This window comes from Flavobacterium circumlabens (assembly GCF_004345565.1).
Taxonomy (GTDB): domain Bacteria; phylum Bacteroidota; class Bacteroidia; order Flavobacteriales; family Flavobacteriaceae; genus Flavobacterium; species Flavobacterium circumlabens.
The window spans coordinates 1-6,241 of record NZ_SLWA01000022.1; the positions used below are offsets into that span (position 1 = coordinate 1).

Annotated in this window: 2 protein-coding genes; both read right to left on the reverse strand. The window is 42.4% G+C overall.

All coding sequences use genetic code 11. From position 1 onward, the window contains the following. A partial coding sequence (locus EV142_RS23820) for a DUF6443 domain-containing protein (protein ID WP_244606823.1) occupies positions 1–2,808 on the reverse strand: 2,808 nt, incomplete at its 3' end. Between the two features lie 10 nt (positions 2,809–2,818). Beyond that, positions 2,819–6,103 carry a hypothetical protein gene (locus EV142_RS23825; RefSeq protein WP_132038352.1) on the reverse strand — a complete coding sequence of 1,095 codons (3,285 nt, stop codon included), beginning with the start codon at positions 6,101–6,103 and terminating at the stop codon, positions 2,819–2,821. Positions 6,104–6,241 lie beyond the last annotated feature (138 nt).

The following is a 6,241-nucleotide window of genomic DNA, read 5'->3' on the forward strand; positions in this document are numbered from 1 at the left end:
GTCTCCCTTTCGCTTCAGGGACATGATGTTTCCGTTTCTGTCGTAGGTTAAACTCTCATCGTAGGCATTGGTCGTCAGACCATTTTTCTCGTAAATGGCATTTTTCAGTCGGTTCAGTTTATCGTATTGGTACCCGTAAGCGCGTTCGATATTATCAGAACCGGTTCTCCAGAAAGTTTCGGCGATATTGCCATTATATAAGGCATTTACATCTGTAATACCTGTTGCTGTGGTGGTGTAATTGATCTTAAAAGCAAACAAATCCAGCGGATCCGTGCTCTGCTGCAGGTTAGCGGTTTTATTAATCTCAGTAAGCCAGCCTCTTATGTTGTAATTAAAATCGATTTTCTGTAAAGGACTCCCTATACTGTTTCCGACATTTTTACTCATGAGCTGTCCCAGGGCATCGTATTTATTTTCTGCCATCAGCTGGGGTGTACCTGCGCCGATTTTATGGGTGTGGGTCAGCAAACGATCCTGAGGCGAGTACGTAAATTTTTCCTCCGTAGCAATTTTGGCACCACCTGCTAAACGCTGGTGCTCGGTTTGTATGGTTAACGTTTTTCCTGTAAAATCAATTTCATTATCCGTATGGCTTATGCCTGTTAAGTGGTTTTTTATATAGGTACTTATACCTCTTCCCCTGGTATCATAAAAGGTAGTGGTTGTTTCTCCTGCAAGGGATGAAGGGGTACTTAAAACTCTTGTCCAGGTCCCTGTCGGCAGCCCTTTTACGTTGGTTAAAACTGTCTGGCCTATAATAAGACCAGGAACAGCCTGAGCACCGGGAAAACCATAATTATCGTAATAATTAACACTCAGTAATTTAAAAGTGGTGGGCGCTATGGCGTTCGCATAACCCACCTCTAAACCATCAATGGTTCTCCTGGAATCTTTGGCTTCAAACAACACCGTAGCCGAATTTTGGGCATCCTGCAATGTTTTTCTGGCAGCTGCAGTACTGCTGACATTGTTCCAGCCGGTATAGATGGGACGGCCAAAAACATCGTATTTGGTAATGAGCCAGCCTACAGCCGTATCATCCTTAAAAGGCGAATTGGCGGGCCCTGTCGCTACAGGCCTGTCGAGTTTGTCATACACGATAAACTCCCATTGTTTGCCGGGCAGTTTTTTCTCGACCAGGCGGTTGCGGTAATCGTATTTGTACTGATAGCACAAGCCATTTAAAACATCGGCTGAAATCGCTGCGTCTGCTTTGGGCGGGATCACATAGGTCAGGTTGCCGTAAGGGTCGTATACGTAATAGGTATCGTGTTTTAATCCTGCTTCATAGGTTCTTTTTAAAACGACCTGTCCTTCCTTGTTTTTAAATTCTACCGTAGCTCCGGCGGTCTCTGTTGGAGTAGCGGTGGTATTTTCATCATAGGTCACTGTTTTGATGAGTTCATTGGCGCCATAATTTCCCGCATCCACAAAAGCGATTTCATACAACCCTAAGAGAGGAGTCCAGGTTGCCGTCGCCTTGTATAATTTGACTTCGGTGTCGGTATTGGTCTGGTAATCGAGTTTGATTTCATGTCCCTGATTCATGGCCCATACATTTCCGGGAGCCGCCTGTTTTAAGACACGGTTCAATGGGGAGGACTCGAGTTCCTTTTGCGAAAACGGATTGGCCGTATTGTCGTATTTGGCCGTATTGTAGAACGTTACTGTTCCGGTCTGTGCGTTGGGTACAAATGCGATATTGGCCGAAGCAGCTTCATACGGCAGGTATTCCTGCACCTGTCTGCCAAAGGCATCGTAGGTGATGTGTGTTACAATATCTTTTCCATTGGCCGACTGTTTGTTGGCTATTTGCTGTACGGGTCTGCCTAATCCGTCAAAATAGGTGATACTGGTTTGTACCTGATCTACCGATGGAAATTCCAAAACGGTGGTGGTGGCTTTTTTATAGTTTTTGGTCAGCACATAATTATAATCCGACGGCATCAGTATATTGGAACAGTCCGCACTGCTGCCTTTGACCAGCGGGCAATTATCGGTATTGTTTCTAACGTAGCTGCCTGCCGGAGCGGTACATTGGGACACAAAAACAGCCGGATCACCCAGACCGTCCAGATCCGTATCGGCGTACCATTTGGTATTGGGATTCAGGGTGACATCGTTATCATTACAGTCGGTATTGCTGGTCACATAGCCTGCCGGTTTTACGCTGTAAAAGACCGTAACGGCCGGATTTCCGAACGTATCGTTATCGGCATCCCTGTAAAAGGTGGCTGGCGCGATATTGGTAATATTGCCCGTGGTATCGTTGTAATCGCTGTTGTTGGTGACATAACCGGTTGGCTTTACACTGTAATACACCTTTACATTGGGGTTTCCAAAGGTATCCCCATCACTATCCTGATAGAAATACTGCGGCGCGATGTTGGTAATATTGGCCGTGGTATCGTTGTAATCGGAGTTGTTGGTGACATAGCCCGGAGGTTTTACGCTATAGGACCCGGTAACATTGGGATTCCCGAAGGTATCATTATCGCCATCCTGGTAAAAGGTCTGGGGTGTAATATTGGTAATGTAGGCATTATTGTCGTCCAGATCGCTCTGGTTGCTGACATAACCATTAGGTTTGGTCGGGCTTAAAATGCTTATGGTCGGATTTCCGAAGCTATCACCATCGTAATCCTCGTACCAGCGGTAGGAGGTTTCACCGCCTCCGCCGCCTCCGGGAGGGGCTGCCATGGGAGCGGCTACAGGAGCTTCCACTGGTGTTACCGGAACGTCTTTGGTTTGTCCGTATCCCAATGTGGTTATCAGGATCAGTACACTATATAGATATTTTTTCATTGCCGTCTTCTTAATTTTTATAATGATATTGATTCTCTGACAGTACGTTGCCCAGATTGTCTTTTACGGTTTTCAGTCGGTTGTAGGTGTCATAATCGTACGTGGTCACAAATCCTTTTGGGTCTGTTAGGGTGGTAATGCCTACTAACGGCTTATAGCTATACGTCGTAATCAGGGCGCTTGGCAAGTTGGTCCTGAAGGTGGTGTCATTGGCAGCATAGGCCGCCAGCGCCTGATCATAGGTAGCATTTTCTACCTTGGCAATGGGTTTGGTTTTATTGTATCCCCAAATAATAGCCACGGGCATCCCGCTTTCCAGCGTATACTGAAGGATATTGCCCACATCATCGTACTTATCGTAGGTGATTTTTTTCTCTAAGGCATTTCCCGGCAGTATATTGGGGAATTTGGCGGCGTAAATAAATTTCGGCAGCAGCAGGTTTGAGGTGGTGGCATCTTTGGCATACTCTGTTTTCTGCTCGGATTGTTTTATTCCGGCTCTGAACACCTCTGTTTTCAAGGGCGTGTCGATTCGGTTGGTGGTGATCATTTCCGATACCTGCGGTTCGCTTGCCATAACGGCATCCTGCGGGTAATAGTATTTGGTTTCCAGCGTTTCTTTTGATGATGATTTTGTACTTTGTGAAGTCAGCTGTATATGGGTCGGATTGTTGTACTGATACGTTGTGGTCGTCTCAACCGGATTTAACCCTTTAAGATCATAACTTCTGGTGATGGAAGATTCCACATAAAACCAGTATCCTTTTGTTTTGTATTCAACTATAGTTAAATTCTCAACCACATTCGGATTTACGCAAATTTCAGTATAATTTTTGCGAACAGCATAAGACTTGATTTCCTTTGTATAGGAAGGGTCTAATTTATACTTGTTTTCCGTTTCTGCTACAATGACAAAGGGAGACCCGGCCAGTTTTTTCTGAAATACCTGCGATTTGATCTCCAGGCCATTGTTCCAGCCAAAATTGGTAAAGGGTGCGCTTTTAATATCTAAGGTTCCAAGAATTCTACTGATACCATTAATCTCGTGATCGACAGTTACCGGGTTCCCGCTACTATCAAAATCATCTACCCAGTTATCTCTGTGAATCGTAAATTCTTTCATTTCTCCGCCATTTTCAAAAGCATCGCCACCTTCACTTACGGTTACATATTTATAAAAACAGTTACTGCTGCCCGTATCAAACAGGGACATCATACTACTGGAACTTATATTTAAATCGAAAAGATCTGCATAGTGGCATTCTGTAGGACAGGATTGTCTCTGAACAGAAAGATCCATATAAAAGGGTTTCCTGCCCGTATTACCTGAAGAATGATTGATATCGTCCTTGTTCGCATAATAATAACGTTTGTACACAGGAGCAGCCGTAGCGATTGGAAAATCTTTTGTGGATTTAATCCGTACGCCGCCGGTTTCGATATTTGTGTTTATAATTGTAGGAGCAGTCGCATAATAACTAACCTCTACACTTGCACTTGCATTGAGTCCGCCTTTACCAAGAAAAAAATCATATGTTTTCCCTGCTTTTGCATCAAAGTAAAAAGTATTGGTTAGTTTCTGTGTGTATCTAAAACTTGTAGTATTAATTTTGTCCCCATTGTAAGTATAGGTGTATAAGCTAAGAAAATCGTTTGGGGAATTTCTGTTACTTATTTGCACATAAGCTAAATAATGCCCCGTATCATAAGGATCTGGTATGAGATTACCATTATTATCATACCTGGGAGGGCCTAGTGGACTTTCATAATTTACATATCCTGTAAATTCTATTCTTTGGTCAGTCGGTGATGTAAAAGATTTACCGATTGCAATATCATCGTTATCTTCTGTCCCTCTTTCAAACCTTATCCTTGTCTTAGTGGGATATATTGTTTTCTGTCCCCAATAGGTATTCGCTTCATACTCAAATTCAGTATATCCTTTGGTGGGATAAATAATCTTTTTTAGTAATCCAATTTTAGCAAAATCTGCATTAGGTTCTTTATCAGCTCCCTTATAATCAAAATCATCAAGTCCACTTCCATACTGGGATATATTTTTATCGACTAAATTTGTATTATACTTTCCATTATAATACCCCCAATGATCCTGACTGTAAGATAAACGCTGAGGAAATTCTGTCTGACCAGTATATTCAAAACTGTATTTTTTGGTTGGGTCCAGAAAAGTAATATTTTGCAGAAAAACCCTTTGGTTAGCTGTTTTTAAATAATCAAACTTTATCTTTTCGACAACCGTATTTTCAGCAGTAAAGAGCGTTATATTGTCAATCTTTCTATTGCCGTCTATATCCTCGTTTATTCCTGAAGCATAGTAAGTAAAAGTTACATAGCCATCAGTAGTGTTGTTACTGGATATTCTGGTCACCCTTTTACCGATTACGGTCATATCCTGAGACATAATTCCGCTAAGGGTGGGCAATTTAGCATACGTAACGCCTGAACAAGCCAACTGCGTAAAATAGGACATGGACAGCGTTTGAGAATTAGAAGCAACATAGTCCATGATGTATTCCTCATACGTAAACGTAATTTGAGACCCGTTTTGATGTACAATTTTACCTAAATACCAGGCTGTCACCCCTCCATTGGGAACGGAGTGGCCTGCTCCCGAAGTTCTAAAGGTTGTTGATTCTTTTTCCGTGAAGTAATATTTAATTCCATCTGTAGCCGTAAGTAAAAAATCGGCATTGCCGGTTCCTGTTTTTTCTATTTTAATTTTCTGATTGGTGATCAAAAAAGGCAGTCCATTTCTATCGTACGTAAATTTTCCTGAATTGCCACTAAAGTTAAAAGAATAGATATCACTTTCGGTATCGGCATTATCCTGTCCGGCAGCGTTATAAAATTGTACTTTTTCTGCTTGTGTCGCTCCGGCTAAATTGTCCGGTGGATACACACGCAGTTGTGCGTCATCAGGCTTATCCCTTACGGTACGGGTAATAACGCCTCCAAAATTAAGGTTCCATCCCAAACCTACATTCGAGGAAACTTCATCGACCTTAATTCCGTTAGAGCCATAAAAAAGCGATAATGGTGATTCTAAATCCTTCGTTTTAAAACTAAACAGCGGAATCGAAACATTTGCTGCACCGGTAAATAAACCGACAGGGACATTTCCATATTTCCCCAATTCCCCGGCTGTAGGAGAGGGCGGAACGATATTGGGTAAAAATTTACTATAATCAGATTGGGCAACTGTTTGCAAAGATGCGAAAATGATCAGCAGGAAAACCACGTAGCTTCTCCAAGTGCTTTTATATAAGTTTTTCATTTTATTTCTTTAATTAACTGATTTTATGACTTTAACCGACTCTGTTTTTACATCGGTTTTGATATCGATGATGTAGATGCCTTCAGCGTATTTACTCAGATCTATTGGCACTGTCCTGCTGCTGATGCTGAAGTGCTG

What these genes read in the sequence shown, in the direction of transcription:
- EV142_RS23825 (WP_132038352.1), bottom strand. Translation starts at nt 6,103, where the DNA reads ATGAAAAACTTATATAAAAGCACTTGGAGAAGCTACGTGGTTTTCCTG.